This window comes from Streptomyces sp. NEAU-174 (assembly GCF_052665095.1).
The window spans coordinates 103,206-128,658 of the sequence record NZ_JBQTCE010000013.1; the positions used below are offsets into that span (position 1 = coordinate 103,206).

Here is a 25,453-nt window from a genome sequence, read left to right on the forward strand (position 1 = left end):
AAGGCGCTCCCCCCCCTTGCCCTCCCCCGGGCAGGGGGCTGGGCCGCTCCCATCACCAGGAGGTAGCTCCGATGACCGCTCCGCCCCCACGCATGCCGGCTCACTGGCACTGCTACCGCTGGACCGGAGAGCGCCGCACATACGACGACGAGTCTCCCCGGCGACCACCACACCTCGTCGTACAGGACGCCTCACCCCAGGAGTGGAAACAGATCGCGGCGGCCAGCCCCGCCTTCATGACGAGCGACGTGCCCCCGCTGGAGGTACCGCACTGGCTGCTCCGCCCGGCCAGAATGATCAAAGCGACGTTCGAGGCGCCAGCGGAAGCACTCGGCTGGTACATGGGCCAGGTGGATGAGTTAGCCCCTTCGTTCATGTCGGACTTCGACAGGGAACTCGAACGTCAGGCAGCGTGGTCCGCGGCAGCGGAAGGCCGCCTTTTCTGGGGTGGGGATGTCGTAGGCGGCTGGTACCTGCGCGGTACTCGATTCGCCTCGGTCCAGGTCGTCGCGTGCAGCGCGAACCGCATCCGCCCGACGATCCCGTGCCCCGATGCGTTGACCCCGTTCCTGCCCTTCCGCTCAGAGATCACCCCGAAGGGTCATCGAAACCCTCAAGTAGATGTCCTTTTTGTGGTGGGGCGCGTCGGGTGGGTACGTACGTTCATATGACGGCTGACCCCGGCACACCCACCGCCACCTATCGCCTCCAGCTCCAGCCCGCCTTCCCCTTCGCGGCGGCGGAGCGAGCGGTGCCGTATCTGGCCTCGCTCGGCGTCTCCCATCTGCATCTGTCCCCCGTGCTGGAGGCGGTGCCCGGCTCCAGCCACGGCTATGACGTGGTGGACCACTCCGCCGTCCGGGCCGAACTGGGCGGCGAGGAGGGGCTGCGCGCACTCGCCCGTACGGCGCGGGCGCACGGTCTCGGGCTGATCGTCGACATGGTGCCGAACCATATGGCCGCCCCCGCCCCCGAGTGGCTCAACGCCCCGCTGTGGGAGGTGCTGCGGGAGGGGCCGGAGTCGCCGTACGCGCGGTGGTTCGACATCGACTGGCGGGCCCACGGCGGCAAGGTGCTGCTGCCGGTGCTCGGCGGTCCGCTCGGCGAGGAGTGGAACCGGCTGCGGGTCGAGGACGGGACGCTGCGCTACTACGACCACGCCTTCCCGCTGCGCCCCGGCACCGAGGGGCTGCCGCTCGCCGAGCTGCTGGACGCCCAGTGGTACCGGCTCGGCTGGTGGCGGCTGGCCCGCACCGAGCTCAACTACCGGCGGTTCTTCACCATCTCCGAGCTGATCGCGGTGCGGGTGGAGGACCCGGAGGTCTTCGCCGCCACCCATGCCACGCTGCTGGAGCTGGTGCGGGACGGGGTCGTGGACGGGCTGCGGATCGACCACCCGGACGGGCTCGCCGATCCGGAGGGCTATCTGCGGCGGCTGGACGAAGCGGTGCGGGCGGCGGCGGGAGACGGGGAGCGCGGGGGCGGGGGCTGGCAGCGGGCCGCGTCAGAGGGCGAGGACGACCGGGGTGTCACACCAGAGGGCGGTGGCGGGCGGCGCATCACACCAGAAGGTGGCGGGCGGCGGACAGCGTCAGAAGACGGCGAGCAGCGGATCGCGCCAGGAGGCGGTGGCGGGCGGCGGATCGCGCCGGAAGGCGGCGGCCGCTGGACCGTCGTCGAGAAGATCCTCGCCCGGGACGAGCGGCTCCCCGCCACCTGGCCGGTCGCCGGGACCACCGGATATGACGCGCTGCACCACATCGACGGGCTCTTTGTCGACCCGGACGGTCTGGAGAAGCTGACCGCCCTCTACCGCGCCTTCGCCGCTCCCCCGGCCGACCTGGGCGGCGACTGGGCCGCCACGGTCCGCCGTGCCGCCCATGAGGTGGTCACGCATGAGCTGGCCGCCGAGGTGGAGCGGCTGACCCTCACCGCCACCCGCATCTGCGCGGCCGACCCCCGGCTGCGCGACCACGCGCCCTGGGCGCTGCGCACGGCGATCCGGGAGCTGCTGGTGCGGCTGCCGGTCTACCGTCCGTACGCCTCCGTGGGCGGCCCGCCCGCGACGGACGCCGACGCGGTGATGCTGCGCTCGGCGGCGGCGGACGCCCGGGAGGCGTTCACGGTGGCGCAGGAGGCCCAGGTGGTGCGGGTGGTGCGGGACGCGGCGCTGGGCGGGCTCGGGGACGGCCCGGATCACCGCGACTTCTGCGCCCGCTTCGCCCAGACGGCGGCCGCGCTGCGCGCCAAGTCGGTCGAGGACACCGCGTTCTACCGCTACGCCCCGCTGCTGTCGGCCGCCGAAGTGGGCGGCGATCCGGGGCGGCCGGCCGTGACCCCCGAGGAGTTCCACGCCTTCGCGGCCCGGCGCCTGCGGGACTGGCCCGCCACCGGCACGGTGCTCTCCACGCATGACACCAAGCGCAGCGCGGACGCCCGGGCCCGGCTCGCGGCGCTCAGCGAATGCCCGGGCTGGTGGGGCCGGACGGTCGAGGAGCTGACCCGCTCGGCCACCGCCCCCGCCCCCGATCCCCATCTGGCCTGGACGGCCTGGCAGACCGCGCTCGCACTGGGCCACGGGGACGCCGAACGGCTGGTCCCGGCCGTGCTCAAGGCGGTGCGCGAGGCGGGGTTGCGGACGACGTGGACGGAGCAGAACGCGGCGTACGAGGCGGAGGTGACCGCCTTCCTCGAGGCCGGGCCCTGCACGGCGGACCCGTCGGTGTGGGCCGCGATCGGCGCCGAACTGGACGGTCCGGCGCGGGCCAACGCGCTCGGCGCCGCCCTGCTCCACCTCACCATGCCGGGCGTCCCCGACCTCTATATGGGCACCGAGTGCGTCTATATGGCCCTCGTCGACCCGGACAACCGCCGCCCGCCCGAGCTGGGCGGCGGCGAACCGGCGGACGGCCCGTCGGCCGAGAAGCTGCTGCTCACCCGGGCGGCACTGAAGCTGCGCCGGGAGCATCCGGGGTGGTTCGGGCCCGGGAGTACGTATACGCCGCTGCCCGCCTCCGGTCCGTCCGCCGGGCACTGCGTGGCCTTCTTACGGACGGACGGCACGGGCGGCACGGACGGCACGGGCGGCACGGGCGGCACGGAGGACGGCGCCGTCACCGTGGTCACCCGGCTGTCGCGCCGGCTGGCGGAGGCGGGCGGCTGGGGCGCCACCCGGCTGCCGCTGCCGCCGGGCCGCTGGCGCGACCTACTGACCGGGCGGACCGCCGAGGGCTCGGCGGCGCTGGCAGAGCTGCTGTCCCGGCTTCCGGTGGCGCTGCTGGTCCGGATCTGACGGGCCCATCGCAACGGTCCGTTCGCCACCCTCCCTGACGGCCCACCAGAAAGCCTGCGGCCTTCATGACCTGAAGCATTTACAGCTGCCCGGGGGCGCGCTACGTTCACCAAGAAATTGGGAGCGCTCCCACGCCGACGGTTCCTGACCCGTTCACGTCGAAGGGAAAGCACGCGCAATGCCTCGACGATCACTGGCACTCGCCTCATCCGCACGCCCGCCGGGCGGCTCCCGCGCGCGCAGGTCCGTACTGCTGGTCCTGCTCTCGGTTCTGCCCGTCCTGGGCCTTGTCTTCTTCTCCGGCGGCAGCGCCTCCGCACACGGCGCACCGATGGCGCCGGGCAGCCGCACCTATCTCTGCTGGAAGTACAGCCTGTCCTCGACCGGTGAGGTCAAGCCGACCAACCCGGCGTGCAAGGCCGCGTACGACAAGAGCGGCGCGACGCCCTTCTACAACTGGTTCGCGGTGCTCCGCTCGGACGGCGCGGGCCGCACCAAGGGGTTCATCCCGGACGGCAAGCTGTGCAGCGGCGCGGCCACCGTCTATGACTTCTCCGGCTTCGACCTGGGCAGCAAGGACTGGCCGGTGACCCATCTGACGTCCGGCAAGTCCATGCAGTTCTCGTACAACGCCTGGGCCGCGCACCCGGGGTCGTTCCGCAGCTATGTCACCAAGAGCCCCATCGATCCGACCAAGCCGCTCACCTGGAACGACCTGGAGGACCAGCCGTTCAACACGGTGACGAACCCGCCGCTGTCCGGTCAGGTCGGCACGGTGGACGGCAAGTACACCTGGACGGCCAATCTGCCCTCCGGCAAGAGCGGACGCCACATCATCTACACCGTGTGGACGCGCTCGGACAGCCAGGAGACCTTCTACAGCTGCTCCGACGTGGTCTTCGACGGCGGCAACGGCGAGGTGACGGTCCCGGGTGCCACCAGCGGCGGCGGTGGCAGCGACCCCACGGACCCGCCGGGCAACCCGCCGACGGCCTCCTGCTCCGCCACCCAGAAGGTGACCAGCACCTGGAACGGCGGCTACCAGGCCGAGGTGACGGTCTCCAACTCCGGTGCCACGCCCATCTCCTCATGGATGGTCGACTGGCCGGTGCCGTCCGGGCAGCGGATCGACAGCGTCTGGAACGGCAAGCTGTCCGCCACCGGTTCCTCGGCCTCGGTCACCAACGCCGACTGGAACGGTTCACTGGCCACCGGGGCGTCGACGACCTTCGGCTATACGGCCGGCGGCGGCTCTCCTGACACAACGGCCGCGCCGATCTGCATGGTGCACTAGTCTGCGTCTCACACCGGTCCACGCAGGTGCTCCGACCCGCTCATTGATCTGTCAGGTGCACCTCATCCTGCGCGCCGGTCTGCCGCTCCTTCCCCCTCGCGGGCGGCAGACCGGCCCCGCACGGAAGCCGTTGGACCCGAAAAGCCTGTGGACACGGAGACATCGGCGCCCATAGAGTGCGGGCACGCCCTTGATCGAGGAAGGAGGCGAGAGCAATGGACATCACGACGTTTCCGCGCTCCCGCCCCCTGTCCACCGGGCGTACCCGCGTCTGATCACACCTCGTTCGATCAGGCATCTGCCGCTATGGCATCCGACCGGGAGCGCATCACTCTCCTGGAAGGAATTCCATGACCGATCTGGTCATCCGTCCCCTCACCGAGGGCGACGCCCAGCTGTTCCACGATCTGCATGTGCCCGCGCTCGTCGGCCGGGGCATCCTCGGCCACACCTACGCCACCGTCGGCCAGGGCGGTGAGTACCGCCCCGACTGGACCTGGGTGGCGCTGCGCGAGGGGCGGGTCGTGGCCCGCGCCGCGTGGTGGGCCGGGCCGGAGGACTCCGAGCCCGTCGCCCTTGACTGGTTCGACTTCGCCGAGGGCGAGGCCGACGCCGCCGCCGAACTGCTGCGCACCGCACCGCTGCGCACCGAGTACAGCCTGCTGGCCCCGCCCGGCTGGCGCGACCGGCCCGAGGTGCGGGCCGCCGCCCAGGCCCGTGTCGACGCCGCCATAGCGGGCGGGCTCAAGCCCCTGGTCGAGCGCTACCGCTATGAGTGGACGCCGGAGTGCGGACTGCCCGCCCGCCCGGGGCGTCTTGAGTTCCGGCCGGAGCCCGATGACGCGGTGATCGAGGACGTGCTGCGCCGCATCATGCCGGGCTCGCTCGACGCCCATGACCGGCGCGCCATCGAACGAGGAGGGGCCGACGCCGCGGTGCGGGAGCTCATGGACTTCTTCTCCTGGTGTCCGTCGCCGCGCGAGTGGCGGCGGCTGGCCTGGACGCCCGAGGGCGAGTTGGTCGGCATCCAGGTGCCCGCGCACAATCCGTCGGGCCCCTGCGTGAGCTTCATAGGGGTCGTCGCCGAGCAGCGCGGCCACGGCTACGCGTACGACCTGCTCGTGGAGTGCACCCACGATCTGGTGGAACGGGGGGCCACGAAGATCGCGGCGGCGACGGACCAGCCCAACCTGCCCATGGCCGCGCACTTCGCCAGGGCGGGGTATCCCATCACCCAGGAGCGCATCGACCTCGTCTGAGACTGGGTCTGGGTCTGGGTCTGGGTCTGGGTCTGCCTGATGTCGTCCTGCTGCGCCGCCGGCACCGCGTCCCGCAGCATGGTCGAGGACCGGAGTCAGGTCGAGGTGAGGAGACGCCAGTGCTGTTCGAGGTGTGGGCGCCGCACGCCGAGCGGGTCGGGCTCCATGTGGACGGGCGGGACCGCCCCATGGAGCCCGACCCGGGCCGCGCCGGATGGTGGCGGGCCGAGGCCGAGGCCGGGCCCGGTACGCGGTACGGCTTCGCGCTCGACGACGGCCCGCCGCTCCCCGATCCGCGCTCCCGCCGCCAGCCGGACGGCCCCGAGGGGCTGAGCGCGGTGGTCGACCACTCCCGCTTCCGCTGGGAGCGGGAGTGGTTCGGGCGGCCGCTGCCCGGCGCGGTCCTCTACGAGCTGCACATCGGCACCTTCACCCATGAGGGCACCTTCGACGCGGCGGCCGAACAGCTGCCGCACCTGGCCGAGTTGGGCATCACCCATGTGCAGCTGATGCCGGTCTGCCCGTTCCCCGGGACCCATGGCTGGGGGTACGACGGGGTGGCGCCCTGGGCGGTGCACGAGCCGTACGGCGGGCCGGAGGGGCTGGCGCGCTTCGTGGACGCCGCGCACGGGCACGGCCTCGGCGTGGTCCTCGATGTGGTCCACAACCATCTGGGCCCCTCCGGGAACCACCTCCCGGCCTTCGGCCCGTACTTCACCGACACCCACCACACGCCCTGGGGCGCGGCGGTCAACCTCGACGCGCCCGGCTCCGACGAGGTGCGCGCGTACTTCATCGGCAGCGCGCTCGCCTGGCTGCGCGACTTCCGCCTCGACGGGCTGCGGCTGGACGCGGTGCACGCCCTGCGCGACACCCGGGCCCGGCACTTCCTGGCCGAGCTGTCGGCCGCCGTGGACGCGCTGGCCGCCCGCACCGGCCGTCCGCTGTTCCTCATCGGCGAGTCCGATCTCAACGATCCGCGCACCACCGCCCCGCGCGAGGCGGGCGGCCACGGTCTGCACGCACAGTGGAACGACGACTTCCACCACGCCCTGCACACCTTCCTCACCGGTGAGCGGCAGGGCTACTACGCCGACTTCGCAGCCGAGGGGCCCGGGGCGCTGGTCAAGACGCTGATGGGCGGCTTCTTCCACGACGGCACCCATTCGGCGTTCCGGGGCCGCCGCCACGGCAGTCCGCTGAACACCCACACCACCCCCGCGCACCGGCTGCTCGGCTACGCCCAGACCCATGACCAGGTGGGCAACCGCGCGATCGGCGACCGGCTCTCGGCCCAGCTCTCGCCGGGGCTGCTGGCCTGTGCGGCGGCCGTGGTGCTGTGCGCGCCCTTCACCCCCATGCTCTTCATGGGCGAGGAGTGGGGCGCCCGTACGCCCTGGCAGTACTTCACCGACCACCAGGATCCGCAGCTGGCCGAGGCGGTGCGGTCCGGCCGCCGCCGGGAGTTCGCCGCCCACGGCTGGGCGGCGGGGGACGTGCCCGACCCCCAGGACCCGGCCACCCGGCTGCGGTCCTGCCTCGACTGGCGGGAGCCGGAGCGGGAGCCGCACCGGGCGCTGCTCGACTGGTACCGACGGCTGATCGCGCTGCGCCGCGCCGAACCGGCCCTGACCGACCCCACCTGGTCGTACACCGGCCTGTCCTCCGGCTCGGACGGCTGCTTCAGCTTTCAGCGCGGCCCGCTGCGGGTCCTGCTCAACCCGGGCGACCGGCCGGTCAAGACCTGGCTCGGCCCCCGGACCGGCGAGGTCACCGAGGTGGTGGCCGCCTGGCGGCGGATCGAGCTGCCGGGCCCGGACGGCATGCTGAGACTGCCGCCCGAGACCGCCGCCGTGCTGCGCTGCGGCTCATGACAGTGAGCCGGAGGCTCAGCTCTCCGCGGGGCTCAGCCGCAGCGAGATGGAGTTGATGCAGTACCGCTGGTCGGTCGGGGTGGGGTAGCCCTCGCCCGAGAAGACATGGCCCAGGTGGGAACCGCAGCGGGTGCACCGCACCTCGGTGCGGACCATGCCGTGCGAGCGGTCCTCGATCAGTTCGACGGCCGAGCTGTCCGCCGGGTCGTAGAACGACGGCCAGCCGCAGTGGCTCTCGAACTTCGTCTCCGAGCGGAAGAGCTCCGCCCCGCACGCCCGGCAGGCGTAGACGCCGACCGTCTTGGAATCGGTGTACTCACCGGTGAAGGCACGCTCGGTACCGGCCTCCCGCAGCACGTGGTACTCCTGCGGAGTCAGCTCCGCACGCCACTGCTCCTCCGGCTTGTCGATCTCGTACGCCATGGGGACGGACCTCCTCAGTTCTCCGGGCTCTGTAGACGGGCGAGGATTTCCGGACCGAGGTCCGTCACATCGCCGGCGCCCATGGTGAGAACAAGGTCACCGGGCTTCGCCATTCCGGCGATCAGCTCGGGCACCGCGTTCCGGTCGTGCTCGGCGGTCACATCGGCCCCGTGACGGGCCGCGGCGTCGATGATCAGGGCGCTGGTGACGCCGGGGACCGGGTCCTCGCGGGCGGGGTAGATGTCCAGGACCACGGAGGCGTCGGCGAGCGCGAGCGCCTGGCCCATCTCGGTGCCCAGCTCCTGGGTGCGGCTGAACAGATGCGGCTGGAAGACCACCAGCACCCGGCCCTCCCCGGCGCCGCCGCGGATCGCCTCGAGGTCCGCGGCGATCTCGGTGGGGTGGTGGGCGTAGGAGTCGATCACCTGCACCCCGGCCGCGACGCCCTTGAGCTGGAGCCGCCGCTTTACGCCCGTGTACGAGGCGAGGGCGGGGGCCAGCTCGGCGGCCGGGACGTCGAGGGCGGCGCCCGCGGTGAGGGCGGCCACGGCGTTGAGCGCGTAGTGGCGGCCGGGGACGGAGACGGTGAAGGTGAGCTCGGCGCCGCCCAGGGACTCCGCGAGCCGGCTGCCCGGCGACTCCGCGAGCCGTACGGTGACCTCGCTGGTCAGCCCGTGCGGCTCGATGGCCAGGACCCGCACGTCCGCGCCCGCGTCCTCGCCGTAGGTGAGCACCCGCAGCCCGTCGCGCCCGCCGACCCGGGCGGTCAGCTCACGGGCGCCGGGGTGGTCGGCGGAGATCACCAGCGCGCCGCCGGGCCGGACCCGGCCGACGAACGTCTGATACGACTCGTAGATCTCGTCCATCGAGGCGTAGTTGGCGTGGTGGTCGAGCTCCACATTGAGGATGATCGCCACCTCGGGCGCGTACTTGTGGAAGCTGCGGTCGCTCTCGTCGGCCTCGGCGACGAAGATCTCGCCCTCGCCGTGGAGGGCGCTGGAGCCGGGGGCGTCCAGATCGCCGCCGATGACGTAGGACGGGTCCAGGCCGAGGGTGCGCAGCGAGACGGCCAGCATCGAGGTCGTGGTCGTCTTGCCGTGGGTGCCCGCGACCGCGATCGGCCGGGAGCCGTCCATCAGCGCGGCGAGCGCGTCGGAGCGGTGCACCACCGGGATGCCGCGCTCCCGGGCCGTGACCAGCTCGAGGTTGTCGTCGCGGATGGCGCTGGAGACGACGACGCTGGTGGCGTCGGCGGCGAGGTTCTCGGCGGAGTGGCCGATGTGCACCGTGGCGCCGAGCTCACGCAGCGCCCCGACGATCGGCGAGTCCTTGGTGTCGCTGCCCGAGACCCGCGCGCCGCGCATGGCGAGGACCTTCGCCACGCCCGACATCCCGGCGCCGCCGATGCCGATGAAGTGCGGTCGATCCAGCGTGTCGGAGGCGGTGCCGGCCGGTGCCATGTACGGGTCTCCCCTGGTTCGCGGTGTGTGCTGTCGGCCCGATTCTCGCACCCCCGGCGGCCCGGCCCCGCCGATGGCCGCGGGGGCCGGGGCGGGGGTCGGTGCCGGGCTCAGCCGATGACCGGCGGTGCCTGCTCCGGGGCTCAGCCGCCGGCCGAGGGCTGGTCCTCGTCCACCGCGTGCGAGAAGAGCTTCAGCACCGGCACCCCCACCTTGTGGCGCGCCCGCGAGGCCCAGTCCCGGTGGAAGAACTCCTCCACGAAGTGCGGGGCGGTGAGCACGATCACCTCATCGGCCCGGGTCTCCTCCACCACCCCGCGCAGCACCTCCAGCGGATGGCGCTGGACGACATGGCCCCGGGCCCGGCTCCCGGCCGCCTCGAGCGCCGCCACCGAGTGGGCCAGCGCCCGCTCGGCGGGCTCCAGCGCCTCCTTGCCCTCCGGCTCCTCCCCCTCCTGGGCGGCCTGCTCCAGCTCGCCGAGGGCGATGTCGTCGATCGCGCGCAGCAGCCGGTCCTTGCTGCCCCGGGGCTGCATCAGGACGACGAAGGAGATCGGGTCATCGCCGTGCAGGGTGGTGACGAATTCCACGTCGGCGGGGGTCAGGGGCTTCTCAATCATCAATACGCTCGTGAACACGGCGGATGCCCTTCTCCTTCGCGATCCCATTCGCGGGTTTACAGACGTTTTTATGAGTTATTGGTAAATCCGACGGTAGCGGGTGAAAAGGAACCCGGCTTCCTCCAGAACGGAAGCGAGAGTGAAGCGTTCCGGTTCCCCCAGGACGGGTCCGTTCATGATCCGCTTCGCGTCCCCCGCGGTGACCAGGGGGGCCACCGCGAGACACAGCTCGTCCAGCACCCCGGCCGCCGCGAACTCCGCCAGCAGCGTGGGGCCGCCCTCGGTGAGCAGCCGGGTGTGGCCGAGCTCCGCGAGCGCGCTCACGATCGCCGCCGCGTCCACCCGCCCGGAGGGCCCCGCCCCGGCGAAGACCACCTCGGCCCCCGCCGCGCGGGCCGCTTCGAGCCGCGCCTCCGCGGCCGTCGCGCCCGTGATCACGATCGTCGGCACCAGCGGCTCGGTGAACAGCGGCCGCGAGAAGTCCAGGTCCAGGCTCGCGCTCACGACGGCGATCGCGGGCGCGGGCGACTGGCCGAGCGCCGCCCGCCGCTCGGCGAACGCCTCCCGGGCGCGCGCCGGGCGGTAGCCCTCGCGGCGTACGGTCTCCGCGCCCACGACCACGGCGTCGGCGAGCCCGCGCAGCACCCCGAAGATCCGCATGTCGGCGTCGGAGGACAGGGGCTTCGACCGGCCGTCGTGATGGGCCGCCCCGTCCAGCGAGGACACCATGTTGGCCCGCAGATAGGCGCCGGAGGGGCCGTGCGGCGGCTCCGGGTAGGCATAGGCGTCGGCCAGTTCGCCAAGGGTCCATTCGCGGTCCTCGGCGGGCGTCTCGGCGGAAATGCCAGCAGGCGTCGCGTCGGACGTTCCGAGAGGTGTTCCGGCAGGCGTTCCGGCAGCTGTTTCGGCAGGTGTTTCGGCAGGTGCGGGGACAGGCACGGGGAACAGGCGTCGCATAGGCCGCAGTGTGACATGCCTCCCTCTCGGACAGTGGTCGGGTGAAGAGCGACTACCCTGGACATCCGTGTCTGCACCAACCACCGCATCCGGCTCGGCAGGCCGCATAGCCGCCGAAGCTACCGAAGCCGCCGAAGCCACCGAGGCCCCAGCAGCCCTCACCGCCCGTGCGCCGCAGGTACCGGCGGAGCGCCTGGTCGCCGAGATGGTGCCGCCGCCCCGCTTCGCCACCGTGAGCTTCGACAACTACCTCACCGACCCCGGCCAGCCCAGCCAGGCCGAGGCGGTCGAGGCGCTGAGGGCCTTCGCCGCGCGGCTCGGCGGCGACGCGGACGCGAAGGGCGGGCGCCGTAGGCACTGGTTCCGCCGGGCGGCCAAGCCCGCCGCGAGCGGCGGCCCGCGTGGGATGTACCTCGACGGCGGCTACGGCGTCGGCAAGACCCATCTGCTGGCCTCCCTGTGGCACGCCACCCCGGCCGCCCCCGAGCTGAAGGCGTTCGGCACCTTCGTGGAGCTGACGAACCTGGTGGGCGCGCTCGGCTTCCAGCAGACCGTGAAGACCCTGAGCGGGCACCGGCTGCTGTGCATCGACGAGTTCGAGCTGGACGACCCGGGCGACACCGTCCTGGTCTCCACGCTGCTGGGCAAGCTGGTCGAGGCGGGCGTGGCGCTCGCCGCGACGTCCAACACGCTGCCCGGCAAGCTGGGCGAGGGCCGGTTCGCCGCGGCCGACTTCCTGCGCGAGATACAGGGGCTGTCCGCCCACTTCCGCACGCTGCGCATCGACGGCGAGGACTACCGCCACCGCGGTCTGCCCGCGGCCCCGCCCCCGCACTCCGACGAGACGGTCACCCGGGCCGCGCACCACGTCCCCGGCGCCTCCCTGGACGACTTCCCCGCCCTGCTGGACCACCTCTCCCAGGTGCACCCGAGCCGCTACGGCGCGATGTGCGACGGCATCCAAGCCGTCTGCCTCACCGGGGTCGCGCCGGTGCCCGACCAGTCCACCGCGCTGCGGCTGGTGGTGCTGGCGGACCGGCTCTACGACCGCGAGGTGCCGGTGCTGGCCTCCGGGGTGCCGTTCGACCAGCTCTTCAGCGAGGAGATGCTGAGCGGCGGCTACCGAAAGAAGTACTTCCGGGCGATATCCCGGCTCACCGCCCTGGCCCGCGACGCGAAGGGATTGGCTGACGCGTCGTACGAGCGCTGATCGGACGGTTCCCGCGCATCGCTGATCGAATGGTTCCCGCGCGCCCGCGCGCGTGATACACACGTCCGGTCATCTTCTCTGTCCGCCAGCAGGGAGTTACCGCATGTCAGCGACACGACGTCAGCTTCTCGGCCGCACCGGCGCGCTGGGGGCCACCATCGCCTCCATCGCCTTCACCGGCAGCGTCTCCGAGCTCTTCGCCGGGACGGCCGCGGCCGCCGAACCGGATTCCCCACCACTCGGCCGGGACGGCTACGGCCCCCTGGTCCCCGACCCCGACGGGCTGCTCGACCTCCCGGAGGGATTCCGCTACCGGGTGCTCTCGCGCGAGGGCGACGAACTCCGCTCCGGCGAGGGCAAGGTCCCCAGCCACTGCGACGGCATGGCCGCGTTCCCGGGCCGCGCCGGCGGCCACCGCGGCCGTACGCACCTGGTCCGCAACCACGAGAACCGTCCGGACGCCGCGATCCGCGTCCCGGCCGTGAACGGCCTCACCTACGACCCCATGGGCCTGGGCGGCTGTACCGCCCTGGAGCTCGACTCCGGCAACCACGTGCTGTCCGAGCGGGTGGCCATCGCGGGCACCGCGGTCAACTGCGCGGGCGGCCCCACCCCCTGGCACACCTGGCTGACCTGCGAGGAGACCGAGGACCGGGCCGGTACGAACGGCTACACCAAGGACCACGGCTTCATCTTCGAGGTCGACCCCTACGATCCGCGCCGCACCGGCGCCGTCCCGCTCACCGCCATGGGCCGCTTCCAGCACGAGGCCATCGCGGTCGATCCGCGCAGCGGCGTCGTCTACGAGACCGAGGACGCCTTCGAGAAGCCCTTCGGGCTCTTCTACCGCTTCCGGCCGGAGAAGCCGCTCGGCGGCATCGGCTCGCTGCGCGCGGGCGGGCGGCTTCAGGCGCTGCGGGTGCCGGGGGTGCCCGATCTGTCCACCATCCAGGAGCCGGGGACCGCCTTCGACCGCGTCGAGTGGGTGGACGTCCCCGACCCGCTCGCCCGCCAAACCCCCATCCGCTTCCAGGACTTCGGGCCCGGAGGCATCACCCACGCCCAGAAGCTGGAGGGGTGCTACTGGGGCGGTACGTCGGTCTACTTCGTCTCCAGCTTCGCCAAGAGCGCGGACGGCTCGGCGGCCGACCACTTCGGCCAGATCTGGCGCTACGACCCCGACCGGAGACGCCTCACGCTGGTGATCGTCTTCGGCCCGGAGACGGATGTCCAGCTCCCCGGCGAGTCCCCCGACAACATCACGCTCGCGCCCAGCGGCGGCCTGATGGTCTGCGAGGACGGCAACGGCGCTCAGCATGTCTTCGGGGTCACCCGGCGCGGCGAGGTCTACGCGATGGCCCGGGGGCGGCAGAACATTGGCACGCCGGAGGAGCCGGAGTGGGGTGAGTTCGCGGGCGTCACCTTCGCGCCGGACCGCCGCACGATGTACGTGAACTGCTACACCCCGGGCACGACGTTCGCCGTGACGGGGCCCTGGCGCCGCTGAGCGCTCCGCTGGAAGTGTCGCGATGCGTCACCAGTCGACTGCGGCGCCGTCGTGGCTGGTCGCCCACGCGGCGGAGCCGCATATCGACACAGCCCCGCGCCCCTTCGGGGCGCTGCCCGAACCGTAGCGGACTTCCTCCAACCTGCTTAGCCGGAGCAGGCGGTGCGCTGAGCCTCCTGCCATTCGCAGACGGGGCACAGCGTCGCACCGGGGCGCGCTGCGGGGTACTCGGTGGGCTCGCCGCACTGCACGCAGTCGGCGTACGGCGGGCCCTCGGGAAGGTCCGTACGGTCGTCCATGACCCGAACCCTACGACCGGCGGGAGCTCAGCGCGCAGGCCAGCGCGGTCGCCCCGGCGGCGGCCGCGCCGGTCAGGGCCAGGGGCAGCAGGGGCATCGGCACGGTGCCGCTGTGCGAGCCGTCGACCAGCCCCGACACGGCGGCGTTCGCGGGCGAGGCACCGGCCACCGACACCAGCAGCGCGGCGAGCAGCGTGGCCGGGATCGCCCAGCCGGGGCGGCGCAGCAGCGGCCGGTTGCACAGCGCGCCGACGGCCGTGCCGAGCAGGGCGCACGCGACCGCGGTGAGCAGCCCGGAGACGGTCGCCTCGGGTACGGGGATCTCGTGCAGGTGATCCGCGGTGTACGGATCGCTGACCGCCGCGACGAAGAGCGTCCCGGCGGTGCCGAGCACCAGCGCCGCGCCCAGCGCGGTCAGCACCGAGGCGAGGTGCACCCGGCCCGGCCCCACCGCCGCCGAGGCGCAGTCGCGGGCCGCGGCGGGCTCCTGGGTGACGCACACCCGCACCAGCCAGGCGGCGACGGGCAGCAGCGCGGCGGCGGCGTAGCCGAGCGAGTCGAGGATCGGCTGCCCCGTCTGCACCCCGATCCCCAGGAACGCGCCGTAGAGCAGCAACGGCGGTAGCCAGCGGTGCGAGCGGGCCAGCAGGGCCGCCTGATAGCGCAGCAGCGCGGTCATGGCTTCTCCTTCGCGCCTTGGGCGGGCTCCTGGGGGTCGTTGTCGTCGATGGCCGTCACCGCGCGGATGTGCCAGGGCGGGTCGGCGGTCAGGAGGGTGCGGAGCAGGCCGTCGGAGTCGGCCACGCCCACCTCGACCGTCAGCCGTACGCCCCGTCCCCGTCCCCGTCCCCGTCCCGCCGGACCGTCGTCCCCGCCCCCGTGCACGGGCGTGGGCGTGGGGCCGTACTCACGCACCACCGCGCCCGCCAGCTCACCGGGCGGCCCGGCCCCGGGCCGTCCCTCGGCCTCCACCCGCACCCGTGGCCCGGCACCGGTCCCGTCCCGCGTCACCGACGGCCGGATCGTGCCGTCCACCGGCTCCAGCCGGGTCTCGGTGACGCGCAGGACGCGGTCCGGGGCTCCGGCCAAGCGGCGTGGGTCGTGGTCGACGAAGACGACCGCGCCGCCGTCGGCGACGCGCTCGGCGACCGCCGTGTCCAGCACCCCGCGTGCGGCCTGGTCGAGGCCGGTCCACGCCTCGTCCAGGACCAGGAGGCCGGGGGCGGCCAGCAGCGCCTGTGCCACGGCGATCTTCTGGCTGGTGCCCTTGGACAGCTCGGCGAGCGGGGTGCCGGCGTAGCCGTCCGCGCCGAACCGCTCCAGCCACTCCCCCGCCCCGCGCGCCGCGGCGGCGCGGGACAGCCCGTGGATCCGGCCCAGGTGGGTGAGGTAGCCGAGGGCGGAGAAGGGCAGCTCGGCCGGGAACCGCTCGGGGACGTAGGCGGTGGACGGGCGGCCGGTGATCCGGCCCGCGCTGGGGGCGTCGATCCCGGCGAGCAGCCGCAGCAGCGTGGACTTGCCGCTGCCGTTGCGCCCCTGGACACGGGTCAGCGAACCCGGCGGCACTTCGAGATCGACACCCCGCAGCACCCACGGCCCGCCCAGGCCGTAGCGGCGGCCGACTCCTCGCAGTCTCATGCCGGTTGAGCATAGGCGCGCCGCTCGGCGAGGGGAGGCCCTCGGCGCGCGGAGGCCCTGGGCCTGTCCGGCGGAGATCTGGACCGGGCCTGGCGGCGGTCCTGGCACACTTGGCGCGTGACCAGCACCGACGCCGACACCCAGACCGGCCCCCAGACCGGCACCCAGACCACCGCTCACCAGGGCACCGGATCCGGCGCCCGCAGCAGCCCCTTCCGGCACGCCGAGACCGACCGGGACGCCGCGCCACAGTTCGTCCTGCCCCTGGTGGTCCGGATCGAGAAGGCCGCGCCCCCGGCGCGTACGGACGCCCTGGAGACGGCGGCGCGCGCGGTGCTCGTGCTGCTGTCGGACGAGCGGGCGACGGCCGCCGACGGCGAGTGGGCCCAGGCCGTCCGGGACTGGCAGGACGCCCGGATCCGCAAGGTCGTACGGCGGGCGCGCGGCGCGGAGTGGCGGCGCGCGTCCGAGCTGCCGGGCATCACGGTCACGGGCGGGGCGCCCGCCCCGGCCACGGCCGAGGACGTAACCGGGCACGAGGGCGGGGACGGGGACGTGGGCGGGGACGTGGCTTCGTCGGCGGCGGCCGCCGAGGTGCGGGTGTTCCCGCCGGTGCCGCTGGACGGCTGGCCCAAGGAGCTGGCCAAGCTCCAGGTCTCGGGCACCGACCTGGACGACCCCGAGCCGCCGGCCGCCCCCGACCCCACCGGTCCGGTGCTGTGGCTGAGCCCCCAGGTGGAGATGTCGGCGGGCAAGGCGATGGCCCAGGCCGGGCACGGCGCCCAGCTGGCCTGGTGGGAGCTGGACGACGCGGCGCGGGCGGCCTGGCGCGAGGCGGGGTTCCCGCTGGCGGTACGTACGGCGTCGGCCGAGCGGTGGGACGCGCTCACCGCGAGCGGGCTGCCGGTGGTGCGCGACGCGGGGTTCACCGAGATCGCGCCGGGGTCCTGCACGGTCGTGGCGGACCACCCGGCGCTGCGGCGACGCTAAGGCCGTCCGCGAACGCCGGGGTCCAGGGGCCCAAGGGACGCCGGGTCTGGCGAGCCCAAGGGACGCCGGGGTCTGAGGAGCTCAAGGGACGCGGGTCTGGGGAGCCCGGGCCCCCCGGGCTCCCCTCCAGGCCCGGGGGAGCTATCCCCTGCGGCGGCGGATCGCGCGGGTGACGACCGGCGGCAGCACATCGGCGGCGAACCGCCGGACCGCGGTGGGGCGGCGCGCCGCGGGCGCGGACGCCGGTGCGGTGGACGCGGAGCGCGGCTCGGGGGCCGGATCGCGCGGCTCATGGGCGAAGCGGGAGGTGGGCGGGGTCGGGTTCGCGGGCTTCCCCGAGAACCGCAGCACCCTGCGGCCCGCGATCTCCTGCACGCTGGTGTGCATCCCCTTGCGCCACTCCTCGTCCGCGAGCATCTCGTCCTGGATCGGCTCCGGGTCGTCCCAGGTGCCGTAGAGCTTCTGCGTGGTCAGGCAGATGGGCCGCAGGCCGCGGGTGAACACCGCCTCCCAGGTGGCGGCGGCCACGCCGGGGGTGTGTTCGGAGCGGAAGTCGTCGAGGACGACGATGCCGTCGGGCACCAGCGTGTTGTGCGCGGTGTCGATGTCGCCCGCCACGTGCTCGTACAGATGCGAGGCGTCCACGTGGATGAAGCGGCAGGTGTTCGCGCCGACGTGGTCGGGCACGACCGAGGTGGGGCCCTGGATGACGTCCGGCAGGTCGTCCCAGAAGGCCAGGTAGTTCTGCTCGAAAGCGGTGCGGGTCAGGGTGGAATACGACTTGCGCGCCTCCGCCGCGTTCTTCTCGTCCGGCGCCTCGGCGTCGAAGAGGTCACAGATCGTGAACCGCTCGTTCGCCCGCAGATAGGCGGCGGTGAAGATGGCGCTCTTGCCCATGTAGGCACCCATCTCCATCAGGTCCCCGAGCTGTCCGAGGCGCTCCTGACGGCTCAGGAAGCGGTCGAACAGCACTTGGTCAAGGCTGGGGAACCATCCCTTGACGTCATTGAGGCAGCGGGGACGCTGGGCCGCGGGGGCGGTGGTGACCGTCATGTGGCTCTCTGTTCGTCGATGGCGGCGGTCTTGAGAGACGTGTCCGGTTGAACTATCCGTTTGAAACGTGTCCGGGAACCCCAGGAGGACAGACCTCGGGGACGGGGCCCCAGGGGACGCGAGTGGGCGCCACGGTCGCAGTGAAAGGCAACGCGGGGCAGTCACCCTTGTGACCATTCTGTGACCGCGTCTCCTCCGGAAGGTCTTACGGAGCGGTGACGGAACGGCGCGGGGGCGGGCCCGGGCGCCCGCTCGGGCCTAGCGTCGCCCCCATGCGCGTACTGGTCACCGGAGGTGCGGGCTTCATCGGCTCGCACATCGTCACCGCCCTCGTCGAGCACGGCCATGAGCCGGTCGTCCTCGACGCCCTGCTTCCCGCGGCTCACCCGATCGCCGCCCATCCGGCTCCGCCATCCGTGGACGGGGAGTGGCTCCACGCCGATGTGCGGGACCGGGAGGCGGTCCTCGCGGCGCTGCGCGGGGTGGACGCCGTATGCCACCAGGCGGCGATGGTCGGTCTCGGCAAGGACTTCGCGGACGCCCCGGCCTATGTGGGCTGCAATGGCCTGGGCACGGCGGTGCTGCTGGCGGCGATGGCCGAGCGCGGGGTGCGCGCACTGGTCCTGGCCGGGTCGATGGTCGTCTACGGCGAGGGGCGCTACGACTGCCCCCGCCACGGTCGGGTCCGTCCCGGCCCGCGCGCCGAGACGGATCTCGCGGCGGGCCGCTTCGACCCCCGCTGCCCCGAGTGCGGCACCCCGCTGCGGCCCGGCCTGGTGGACGAGGACGCACCGGCCGATCCCCGCAATGTGTACGCGACGACGAAGCTGGCCCAGGAACACCTGGCGGCGGCCTGGGCCCGGTCGGTGGGCGGCCGCGCGGTGTCGCTGCGCTACCACAATGTCTACGGGCCGGGGATGCCGCGCGACACCCCCTACGCGGGCGTCGCCTCCTTCTTCCGCTCGGCCCTGGCACGCGGCGAGGCCCCCACGGTCTTCGAGGACGGGGGCCAGCGCCGGGACTTCATCCATGTCCGTGATGTGGCCGCCGCCAATGTCGCCGCTCTGGAGGCGGCGCCGGACGTGGTGGCCCCGTCCGCGCTGACCGCGTACAACACCGGCAGCGACGACCCTCACACGGTGGGCGAGATGGCCACGGCCCTGGCCACGGCGTTCGGCGGCCCCGCGCCCGTGGTGACGGGCGGCTACCGGCTGGAGGACGTACGCCACATCACCGCGTCGTCCCGCCGGATCCGTGACCAGCTGGGCTGGCGCCCGGCGGTCTCGTTCCACGAGGGCATGACCGAATTCGCCCACGCCCCGCAACGGGCCGGGGTGTGAGGGCGGCGGGGGTGTGAGGGGAGGGAGCGGGGTCGCTCAGGACGACGTGACGGCGGCGGGGAGGCGGACCTCGAAGCGGCAGCCGCCGTCGACGTTGCGGACCGCCGCCTGGCCGTCGTGGGCCTCGACAATGCCACGGACGATGGCCAGGCCCAGACCGGCGCCCGCCGGAGGTGTGCGGGCGTCGCTGCCGCGCCAGCCGGTGTCGAAGACGCGCGGGAGGTCCTCCTCGGGGATCCCGCCGCAGCCGTCGGTGACCGACAGCACGACCGTGTCCGCCTCGCGCTCGGCGGACACCGCGACCGTGCCGTCCGCCGGGGTGCGGCGCACCGCGTTGACGAGGAGGTTCCCGAGCACACGGGTCATCTCCTTGCCGTCGACCTCCACCGGGATGGGGTCCACCCGGTCGCCGATCAGCTGGACGCCCAGCTCGCGGGCGAGCGGATCGACCCCGGCGAGGGCGTCGCCGACCAGGTCGTAGACGGAGATCCGGGTGGGGGCGAGGGAGAGCGCCCCGGCGTGGATGCGGGAGAGCTCGAAGAGGTCGCCGACCATCGTGTTCAGCCGCTCCACCTCGGTGCGTATCCGGCGGAGATAGCGGTCCGGGTCGGGGGCCACCCCGTCCTCCAGCGCCTCGGACATCGCGCGCAGCCCCGCCAGCGGGGTGCGCAGATCGTGGGAGATCCAGGCGACCAGCTCCCGGCGGGAGGACTCCAGGGCGCGCTCACGCTCGCGGGAGGCGGCCAGCTTGGCGCTGGTGGCGGCCAGTTCCCGGCCGAGCGCGGCGAGTTCGGCGGTGGCCTGGCCGTCGGGGGCGGCGAAGCTCCCGCCGTCCCCGAAGGAGCGGGCGGCGAGGGCCAGCGCGTTGCTGCGCGCCACCACCCAGCGGCCCAGCAGCAGCGCGGTGGCCAGGGACACCACGGCGGCCATGGCGCAGACGGTCGTGACCACCGTCAGGTCGTGCGGGGACAGGAACATCGCCCAGGCGACGGCCAGCGTCCCGGTGAGCATCGCCGTGACCGCGACCGCGGCGACGACCGCGAGGGACACCGCGACCGAACGGCCGCGCACCAGCCGCAGCGCCAGCGCGCCCAGCAGACCGGCCGCCGCCGCGCCGAGGAAGGCGAACACCGCCATGAGGAACACATCACGCATCGGAGCCCGACCCCCGTCCCTCGTCCCGTCGCTCCTCGCCGTGGGCTTTGTCGTGGGCCTGGTCGTCGGTCTCGGGCGGGGCGTCGAAGCGGTAGCCGATGCCCCATACGGTCTGGATGAGCCGGGGCGCGGCGGGATCGTCCTCGACCTTTCCGCGCAGCCGCCGCACATGGACGGTGACGGTGGACAGATCGCCGAAGTCCCAGCCCCACACCTCGCGCATCAGCTCCTCGCGGGTGAAGGCCACCCCGGGGTGGCGCAGCAGAAAGGCCAGCAGGTCGAACTCGCGCACGGTCAGGGCGAGCTCCCGGCCGTCCCGGGCGGCCCGCCTGGCCAGGGGGTCGAGGGTGATCCCGGCCCGGTGCGTCACCTCGTCCGAGCCGAGACCCGACCCGGGGTGGCCGGGGCCGGGGCCGGAAGGGCCGGGGACCCGCGGACCGGTGCGGCCGCGCCGCAGCACCGACTCCACGCGCAGCACCAGCTCCCGCGGGCTGAACGGCTTGGTGACGTAGTCGTCCGCGCCGATCTCCAGGCCGAGGATCCGGTCCTCCTCGTCGCCGCGCGCGGTGAGCATGATGACCGGCACCGGGCCCTTGTCCCGCAGCGCGCGGCACACCTCCAGCCCGTCCATGCCGGGGAGCATCAGGTCGAGCACGACCAGGTCCGGCCGGCGGGCGGCGGCGCGGGCGAGCGCCCCGGGGCCGTCGGCGGCCCGGTCCACGGCGAAGCCCGCCCGGCCGAGGTACCCGGCGACGACCTCGGCCACGGTCGGGTCGTCGTCGACGACGAGCACGCGGGTGGGAGTGGGGTTCTGCTGCATGCCCCACAGCGTGACACCGGGGGCGGCACCAGGGGGCTCCGGGGAGCCCGCCGCCCGGCCGACGTCCGTGTTTCGTAAGAACCTGAAGCCCGAAATGTCGCTTTCTCCTTCGTAGTGTGGTGCGGGTGACGAACTCGACCACCCCCTGTGCGGATGTCGTCCTGCCGTGTCTGGACGAGGCCGCCGCCCTGCCCTGGGTGCTGGCCCGCATCCCCGACGGCTGGCGCGCCATCGTCGTGGACAACGGCTCCACGGACGGCTCGGCCACGATCGCCCGCGCCCACGGCGCCACCGTCGTCCATGAACCCCGCCGTGGCTTCGGCGCCGCCTGCCACGCCGGGCTCCTCGCTGCCGAGGCCGACATCGTGTGCTTCTGCGACTGCGACGCCTCGCTCGACCCCGGGCTGCTGACCGCCTTCGTGCGGACCGTGGCGGCGGGCGACGCCGACCTCGTGCTGGGTCGGCGGCGACCCCAGGAGCGTGGGGCCTGGCCGGTGCACGCCCGGCTCGGCAACCTCGCGCTGACCCGCATGCTGCGGCGGCGCACCGGCCTCACGCTGGGCGACCTGGGACCGCTGCGGGCCGCCCGGCGCGAACCGCTGCTCGCCCTCGGCCTCACCGACCGCCGCAGCGGCTACCCGCTCCAGATGGTCGTGCGAGCCGCCGACGCCGGATGGCGGATCGAGGAGCGCGAGGTGCCGTATCGGCCGCGCACCGGGAAGTCGAAGGTCACCGGCACCTGGCGGGGCACCTGGCACGCGGTGCGCGATATGCGCGCCGTGCTGCGCCAGCCGCCGGAGGCCCGCGCCCTGGCCACCCGCGCGGGGGCCGCGCGGTGAGCGGCGCGCCACACGAGGGTGCCCATGCGGCGGAGGCCCCCTCGGCTCCGGACCGCCTCGGCTCCGGCCCCGGCACCACCGACGGGCGTCCGGTCGGCGGTGCGGACGTCCGCACGGACACCGGCTTCCGGGCGGCCCACCGGGACGGGACGACGCTGCTCATCATCGCCAAGGAGCCCGTGCCCGGACGGGTGAAGACCAGGCTCACTCCCCCGTACACCCCCGCCGAGGCCGCCGCACTCGCCGAGGCGTCCCTCGCCGACACACTGCACGCCGCGCTCGCCATGCCCGCCCGTCGCCGGGTGCTGGTGCTCGACGGCCGGCCCGGGCCGTGGTTGCCGCCGGGATTCGAGGTGGTGGGGCAGTGCGAAGGCGGTCTGGACGAGCGGCTCGCCGCGGCCTTCGCCGCCTGCCGAGGCGCCACCCTGCTGATCGGCATGGACACTCCGCAGGTCACCCCCGCGCTCCTCGCCCCCGCGCTCAGCCCGGGGAGATGGCACGACTGCGACGCCTGGTTCGGCCCGGCCGTCGACGGTGGCTTCTGGGCCCTCGGCCTGGCCGAACCGGACCCCGAACTGCTGCGGGGCGTGCCGATGTCCACCGCCACCACCGGTGCCGCCCAGCGGCGTCGGCTGACGGACGCGGGGCTGCGGGTGCGCGACCTGCCGATGCTCCGCGACGTGGACACGGCCGAGGACGCCGTATTGGTGGCGTCCGACGCCCCGGGCGGGCGGTTCGCCCGGACCCTCGCCCGTCTGTCGTCCCGGGCCACCGCCCGATGAGCACGGCCGAGACGGTGCGCGACGGAGCGGTGCGCGAGGGATTCGCACATGACGGGCCCGTACACGACGGCGCGGTGCGCGAGGGATTCGTCCATGACGGGTCCGCGCACGACGGATCGGTGCGCGAGCGGACGCCCGCTCGTCGCGCGGCCGCACCCTGGCACGCCGACCCCTATGTCCGAGCGCTCCACGCGGGCCGGGGGCCGCTGTTCCTGCGCCGGGCCGACGGGTGGATGCTGCCCCTGGACGTCGAACGCTGGTGCGCGGACGCCGACGCGGCCGACCGGACCGTGCTGCGGCGCTGCCAGGGCCCGATACTCGACATCGGCTGCGGACCCGGCCGGCTGGTGGCCGCCCTGGCCCTGCACGGCCGCCCCTGTCTGGGCATCGACGTCAGCCAGGCGGCGGTCGCCCGTACGGTGAGCGCGGGTGGGCCCGCGCTGTGCCGCTCGGTCTTCGAACCGCTGCCCGGCGAAGGACGCTGGGGCACGGCGCTGCTGATCGACGGCAATATCGGCATCGGCGGCGATCCGCGCGCCCTGCTGGCGCGCGTCGCCCAACTCATGGCCCCCGACGGGCTGCTGATCGTGGAGGCCGCCGCGGCGGATGTGGACGAGCGGGTGCGGGTGCGCGTGGACGACGGCCGGGGCGATGTGGGAACGGCCTTCCCCTGGGCCCGCGTCGGCCTCCGGGCGCTGCTGCGTCACGCACACGCGGCGGGCTGGAGCCCGGTCGAGCAGTGGACCGCGCGGGACCGGGGCTTCGTATCGCTGCGCCGCACACCGCCCCTGCCCCGGTCCGCCACGGAGCGCTGAGCCGTGCCCGTATCGCCGCGCCGCCTGCCGCGGCCCGGGCGACTCGCCCGGTGGGCCGGCCGGGTGCCCGATCAGGCGCCCCCGCCACATTCCGTCCCGGCCCCTCGGCCACCGGCCCGCGACCGCCCCGCACCACCGCCCGACGGCGCGGACGAACCCCGTCCACCTGAGCGCCCTGCCGCTCCCGCGCGGGAGCGGACCGCCTCGCCCGCGCGGGAGCGGACGGCCCGCCGCTGGATCGCCCCGCTCGCTCTGGCCACACTGCTCGGCTCGCTGGTCGCCGTCCTCGCCCTCACCTTCCGCGGGGACGACTTCCACACCGCGCCCGGCGCCCTGTCCCGCTGGTACGCCATCGCCTGGGCGCTGTTCGCCGCGGCCGCCTGGACCGTCCGCCGCCTGGGCGCCCGCCAAGCCGCGGTGTTCGTACTCGCGGGCAGCGCGGCGGTCGCCGCCACGGGGCTGCTCGCACCCCCACGCACCAGCACCGACGCCTACCGCTACGCCTGGGACGGGCGCGTGCAGGCCGCGGGCATATCCCCCTATGACCACGCGCCCAAGGACCCCGCGCTCGCCCCGCTGCGCGACCGCTGGCTCTTCCCGCGGGGCTCCGCCTGCCATGGCCCCGACCGCGCCCCGGTCCGCCCCGCACCCGGACGTCCTACGCCCGAACGTCCCGCGCCAGAACGCCCTACGTCCGTCCACCCCACGCCCGAACGCCCCACGCCCGGCGCCGACTCGCGCGCCGACCCGGAGCCCGATCACCCGCCAAGTGGCCCCGCCGAGCCGCAGTGCACGCGCCTGAACCGCCCCTCGGTCCATACGATTTATCCTCCCGCCGCAGAGGGCTATTTCTTGCTTGTACACCGCTCGGCGCCGTCAGGTTCCACCCTCCTCCCCCTCCAGACCGGCGGCGCGCTGCTGTCCGTCGCCACCACCGCCGTGCTGCTCGCCGCCGCACGGCGCCGCCGCGACCCGCGCCTCGCGACCGCCCGCGCCGCGCTCTGGGCCTGGTGCCCGGCCGTGCCGGTGGAGGCGGTGAACAACGCCCATGTCGACGCGCTGGGCGTGCTGTTGACCGTCGCGGGCCTCGTCGCAGTCCCCCGCCGCCGCGTCCTGGGCGGTGCGCTGCTCGGCGCGGCGACCGCGGCCAAACTGCTGCCCGCCGTGACCCTGCCGGGCGCCCTCTCCGGCCTCCTCGCCACGGCCGCCCCCACCCCCCTCACCGCACTCAAGAGGTCCGCGCCCGCCGGATGCCCCGCCCCGCCGACCGGGCCGATCCGCCGCGCCGCGGCCATCGTGCTGCCCGCCACCGCCGTCGTCGCCCTCGGCTACCTCCCGTACGTCCTGCTCTCGCACTCCTCCGTCCTCGGCTATCTCACCGGCTATGTGGCCGAGGAGGGCTACGAGACGGGCTCCACCGCCGCCGACGACAAGAACCGCTACGCGCTGCTGCGCCTGCTCCACCCCGACCCGGAGACCTGGGCCCTCCCCGTGATCGCCGTCGTCCTGCTCGTGGTCGTGGCCCGGGTGCTGCTGCGCGGCGACCCCCAACGGCCCTGGCGCGGCGCGCTGGTGGTGACCGGCGCCGCGTTCCTGCTGATGACGCCCGGCTACCCCTGGTACGCGCTGCTGGTGGTGGCGCTGGTGGCCCTCGACGGGCGCTGGGAGTGGCTCGGCCTGCCGCTCGCCGGAGTCGCCCAGTATGTGACGGCCCGTGCGGTCGACGACGGCGCGTGGGTCGGGACGCTGGGCTACGCGGTCGCCGGCGCGGCGGTCATGGTTGGCTGGGCCCTGCGGGCCCGGAAGGCCCGGAAGGCCCCGTAGGC

The 25,453-nt window shown here is 74.0% G+C and carries 23 protein-coding genes; 13 read left to right on the forward strand and 10 right to left on the reverse strand.

Annotated features, from left to right (window positions below; genetic code table 11):
* The first annotated feature begins 71 nt into the window (after window positions 1-71).
* The 5 genes from ACT2CW_RS33045 (at window position 72) to treZ (ending at window position 7,719) form a co-directional block, all read left to right on the forward strand.
* On the forward strand, window positions 72-671 hold the full coding sequence (locus tag ACT2CW_RS33045) for a hypothetical protein (RefSeq protein ID WP_445519260.1): 600 nt from the start codon (window positions 72-74) through the stop codon (window positions 669-671).
* Window positions 668-3,292 carry a malto-oligosyltrehalose synthase gene (gene treY, locus ACT2CW_RS33050; protein ID WP_445519261.1) on the forward strand — a complete coding sequence of 875 codons (2,625 nt, stop codon included), beginning with the start codon at window positions 668-670 and terminating at the stop codon, window positions 3,290-3,292. The genes ACT2CW_RS33045 and treY overlap by 4 nt, the downstream gene beginning before the upstream one ends.
* A 178-nt stretch (window positions 3,293-3,470) precedes the next feature.
* The gene (locus ACT2CW_RS33055; protein ID WP_445519262.1) at window positions 3,471-4,586 is read left to right on the forward strand and encodes a lytic polysaccharide monooxygenase; all 1,116 of its coding nucleotides are present in this window, start codon (window positions 3,471-3,473) and stop codon (window positions 4,584-4,586) included.
* A 350-nt stretch (window positions 4,587-4,936) separates the two neighbouring features.
* Complete coding sequence (locus ACT2CW_RS33060; protein ID WP_445519263.1) at window positions 4,937-5,845, forward strand: GNAT family N-acetyltransferase; 909 nt, start codon at window positions 4,937-4,939, stop codon at window positions 5,843-5,845.
* Between the two features lie 119 nt (window positions 5,846-5,964).
* A complete protein-coding gene (treZ, locus tag ACT2CW_RS33065; RefSeq protein WP_164427710.1) occupies window positions 5,965-7,719 on the forward strand; it encodes a malto-oligosyltrehalose trehalohydrolase in 1,755 nt (584 codons plus the stop codon).
* Window positions 7,720-7,734: 15 nt separating this feature from the next.
* On the opposite strand, the gene msrB is transcribed toward treZ, so the two are convergent.
* The 4 genes from msrB to ACT2CW_RS33085 form a co-directional block, all read right to left on the reverse strand.
* Window positions 7,735-8,142, reverse strand: a complete 408-nt coding sequence (msrB, locus tag ACT2CW_RS33070; RefSeq protein ID WP_164427708.1) for a peptide-methionine (R)-S-oxide reductase MsrB — start codon at window positions 8,140-8,142, stop codon at window positions 7,735-7,737.
* A gap of 14 nt (window positions 8,143-8,156) precedes the next feature.
* A complete protein-coding gene (gene murC, locus ACT2CW_RS33075) occupies window positions 8,157-9,602 on the reverse strand; it encodes a UDP-N-acetylmuramate--L-alanine ligase (protein WP_445519264.1) in 1,446 nt (481 codons plus the stop codon).
* A 143-nt stretch (window positions 9,603-9,745) separates the two neighbouring features.
* Window positions 9,746-10,222 (reverse strand): indole-3-glycerol phosphate synthase, encoded by a 477-nt coding sequence (locus tag ACT2CW_RS33080; RefSeq protein ID WP_164427704.1) that lies wholly within the window; start codon window positions 10,220-10,222, stop codon window positions 9,746-9,748.
* 75 nt (window positions 10,223-10,297) lie between these two features.
* Window positions 10,298-11,179, reverse strand: coding sequence for a pyrimidine reductase family protein (locus tag ACT2CW_RS33085; protein ID WP_445519265.1), 882 nt, complete (start codon window positions 11,177-11,179; stop codon window positions 10,298-10,300).
* A gap of 106 nt (window positions 11,180-11,285) precedes the next feature.
* On the opposite strand from ACT2CW_RS33085, the gene zapE reads away from it, so the two are divergent.
* Together zapE and ACT2CW_RS33095 are read left to right on the forward strand one after the other, a co-directional pair.
* Window positions 11,286-12,389, forward strand: a complete 1,104-nt coding sequence (zapE, locus tag ACT2CW_RS33090; protein WP_445519381.1) for a cell division protein ZapE — start codon at window positions 11,286-11,288, stop codon at window positions 12,387-12,389.
* 103 nt (window positions 12,390-12,492) lie between these two features.
* A complete protein-coding gene (locus tag ACT2CW_RS33095) occupies window positions 12,493-13,896 on the forward strand; it encodes a PhoX family protein (protein WP_414082756.1) in 1,404 nt (467 codons plus the stop codon).
* Window positions 13,897-14,042: 146 nt separating this feature from the next.
* On the opposite strand, the gene ACT2CW_RS33100 is transcribed toward ACT2CW_RS33095, so the two are convergent.
* From ACT2CW_RS33100 to ACT2CW_RS33110, 3 genes are read right to left on the reverse strand one after another with little or no spacing between them, the layout of a single operon-like run.
* Complete coding sequence (locus ACT2CW_RS33100) at window positions 14,043-14,195, reverse strand: hypothetical protein (RefSeq protein WP_167442760.1); 153 nt, start codon at window positions 14,193-14,195, stop codon at window positions 14,043-14,045.
* A gap of 10 nt (window positions 14,196-14,205) precedes the next feature.
* Window positions 14,206-14,874 carry an ABC transporter gene (locus tag ACT2CW_RS33105; protein WP_086885620.1) on the reverse strand — a complete coding sequence of 223 codons (669 nt, stop codon included), beginning with the start codon at window positions 14,872-14,874 and terminating at the stop codon, window positions 14,206-14,208.
* The gene (locus ACT2CW_RS33110; RefSeq protein ID WP_445519266.1) at window positions 14,871-15,833 is read right to left on the reverse strand and encodes an ABC transporter ATP-binding protein; all 963 of its coding nucleotides are present in this window, start codon (window positions 15,831-15,833) and stop codon (window positions 14,871-14,873) included. Before ACT2CW_RS33110 ends, ACT2CW_RS33105 begins: the two co-directional genes overlap by 4 nt.
* A gap of 117 nt (window positions 15,834-15,950) precedes the next feature.
* Between ACT2CW_RS33110 and ACT2CW_RS33115 the strand changes: the two genes are divergently transcribed.
* Window positions 15,951-16,823 carry a peptidyl-tRNA hydrolase gene (locus tag ACT2CW_RS33115; RefSeq protein WP_445519267.1) on the forward strand — a complete coding sequence of 291 codons (873 nt, stop codon included), beginning with the start codon at window positions 15,951-15,953 and terminating at the stop codon, window positions 16,821-16,823.
* A gap of 141 nt (window positions 16,824-16,964) precedes the next feature.
* Here the strand turns inward: ACT2CW_RS33115 and ACT2CW_RS33120 are convergent, their stop codons facing one another.
* Window positions 16,965-17,876 carry a class I SAM-dependent methyltransferase gene (locus ACT2CW_RS33120; protein ID WP_138917063.1) on the reverse strand — a complete coding sequence of 304 codons (912 nt, stop codon included), beginning with the start codon at window positions 17,874-17,876 and terminating at the stop codon, window positions 16,965-16,967.
* A gap of 272 nt (window positions 17,877-18,148) precedes the next feature.
* Between ACT2CW_RS33120 and ACT2CW_RS33125 the strand changes: the two genes are divergently transcribed.
* Window positions 18,149-19,216 carry an NAD-dependent epimerase/dehydratase family protein gene (locus ACT2CW_RS33125; protein ID WP_445519268.1) on the forward strand — a complete coding sequence of 356 codons (1,068 nt, stop codon included), beginning with the start codon at window positions 18,149-18,151 and terminating at the stop codon, window positions 19,214-19,216.
* 36 nt (window positions 19,217-19,252) lie between these two features.
* On the opposite strand, the gene ACT2CW_RS33130 is transcribed toward ACT2CW_RS33125, so the two are convergent.
* The gene (locus tag ACT2CW_RS33130) at window positions 19,253-20,371 is read right to left on the reverse strand and encodes a sensor histidine kinase (RefSeq protein WP_138917065.1); all 1,119 of its coding nucleotides are present in this window, start codon (window positions 20,369-20,371) and stop codon (window positions 19,253-19,255) included.
* On the reverse strand, window positions 20,364-21,191 hold the full coding sequence (locus ACT2CW_RS33135) for a response regulator transcription factor (RefSeq protein ID WP_164427696.1): 828 nt from the start codon (window positions 21,189-21,191) through the stop codon (window positions 20,364-20,366). The genes ACT2CW_RS33130 and ACT2CW_RS33135 overlap by 8 nt, the downstream gene beginning before the upstream one ends.
* 116 nt (window positions 21,192-21,307) lie before the next feature.
* On the opposite strand from ACT2CW_RS33135, the gene ACT2CW_RS33140 reads away from it, so the two are divergent.
* From ACT2CW_RS33140 to ACT2CW_RS33155, 4 genes are all read left to right on the forward strand, one after another.
* Complete coding sequence (locus tag ACT2CW_RS33140; protein WP_164427695.1) at window positions 21,308-22,030, forward strand: glycosyltransferase family 2 protein; 723 nt, start codon at window positions 21,308-21,310, stop codon at window positions 22,028-22,030.
* 155 nt (window positions 22,031-22,185) lie between these two features.
* Entirely contained in the window at window positions 22,186-22,812 is a 627-nt protein-coding gene (locus ACT2CW_RS33145; RefSeq protein WP_445519382.1) for a TIGR04282 family arsenosugar biosynthesis glycosyltransferase, read from the forward strand.
* Window positions 22,809-23,627 carry a methyltransferase domain-containing protein gene (locus ACT2CW_RS33150; RefSeq protein WP_445519269.1) on the forward strand — a complete coding sequence of 273 codons (819 nt, stop codon included), beginning with the start codon at window positions 22,809-22,811 and terminating at the stop codon, window positions 23,625-23,627. The genes ACT2CW_RS33145 and ACT2CW_RS33150 overlap by 4 nt, the downstream gene beginning before the upstream one ends.
* 273 nt (window positions 23,628-23,900) lie before the next feature.
* On the forward strand, window positions 23,901-25,451 hold the full coding sequence (locus tag ACT2CW_RS33155) for a glycosyltransferase 87 family protein (RefSeq protein WP_445519383.1): 1,551 nt from the start codon (window positions 23,901-23,903) through the stop codon (window positions 25,449-25,451).
* Window positions 25,452-25,453 lie beyond the last annotated feature (2 nt).

What these genes read in the sequence shown, in the direction of transcription:
- ACT2CW_RS33100 (WP_167442760.1), bottom strand. Translation starts at nt 14,195, where the DNA reads ATGGACGACCGTACGGACCTTCCCGAGGGCCCGCCGTACGCCGACTGC.
- treY (WP_445519261.1), top strand. Translation starts at nt 668, where the DNA reads ATGACGGCTGACCCCGGCACACCCACCGCCACCTATCGCCTCCAGCTC.
- ACT2CW_RS33060 (WP_445519263.1), top strand. Translation starts at nt 4,937, where the DNA reads ATGACCGATCTGGTCATCCGTCCCCTCACCGAGGGCGACGCCCAGCTG.
- ACT2CW_RS33085 (WP_445519265.1), bottom strand. Translation starts at nt 11,179, where the DNA reads ATGCGACGCCTGTTCCCCGTGCCTGTCCCCGCACCTGCCGAAACACCT.
- msrB (WP_164427708.1), bottom strand. Translation starts at nt 8,142, where the DNA reads ATGGCGTACGAGATCGACAAGCCGGAGGAGCAGTGGCGTGCGGAGCTG.
- ACT2CW_RS33080 (WP_164427704.1), bottom strand. Translation starts at nt 10,222, where the DNA reads ATGATTGAGAAGCCCCTGACCCCCGCCGACGTGGAATTCGTCACCACC.
- ACT2CW_RS33135 (WP_164427696.1), bottom strand. Translation starts at nt 21,191, where the DNA reads ATGCAGCAGAACCCCACTCCCACCCGCGTGCTCGTCGTCGACGACGAC.
- murC (WP_445519264.1), bottom strand. Translation starts at nt 9,602, where the DNA reads ATGGCACCGGCCGGCACCGCCTCCGACACGCTGGATCGACCGCACTTC.
- ACT2CW_RS33110 (WP_445519266.1), bottom strand. Translation starts at nt 15,833, where the DNA reads ATGAGACTGCGAGGAGTCGGCCGCCGCTACGGCCTGGGCGGGCCGTGG.
- ACT2CW_RS33055 (WP_445519262.1), top strand. Translation starts at nt 3,471, where the DNA reads ATGCCTCGACGATCACTGGCACTCGCCTCATCCGCACGCCCGCCGGGC.
- ACT2CW_RS33105 (WP_086885620.1), bottom strand. Translation starts at nt 14,874, where the DNA reads ATGACCGCGCTGCTGCGCTATCAGGCGGCCCTGCTGGCCCGCTCGCAC.
- ACT2CW_RS33130 (WP_138917065.1), bottom strand. Translation starts at nt 20,371, where the DNA reads ATGCGTGATGTGTTCCTCATGGCGGTGTTCGCCTTCCTCGGCGCGGCG.
- ACT2CW_RS33045 (WP_445519260.1), top strand. Translation starts at nt 72, where the DNA reads ATGACCGCTCCGCCCCCACGCATGCCGGCTCACTGGCACTGCTACCGC.
- ACT2CW_RS33095 (WP_414082756.1), top strand. Translation starts at nt 12,493, where the DNA reads ATGTCAGCGACACGACGTCAGCTTCTCGGCCGCACCGGCGCGCTGGGG.
- ACT2CW_RS33125 (WP_445519268.1), top strand. Translation starts at nt 18,149, where the DNA reads ATGCGCGTACTGGTCACCGGAGGTGCGGGCTTCATCGGCTCGCACATC.
- ACT2CW_RS33120 (WP_138917063.1), bottom strand. Translation starts at nt 17,876, where the DNA reads ATGACGGTCACCACCGCCCCCGCGGCCCAGCGTCCCCGCTGCCTCAAT.
- ACT2CW_RS33150 (WP_445519269.1), top strand. Translation starts at nt 22,809, where the DNA reads ATGAGCACGGCCGAGACGGTGCGCGACGGAGCGGTGCGCGAGGGATTC.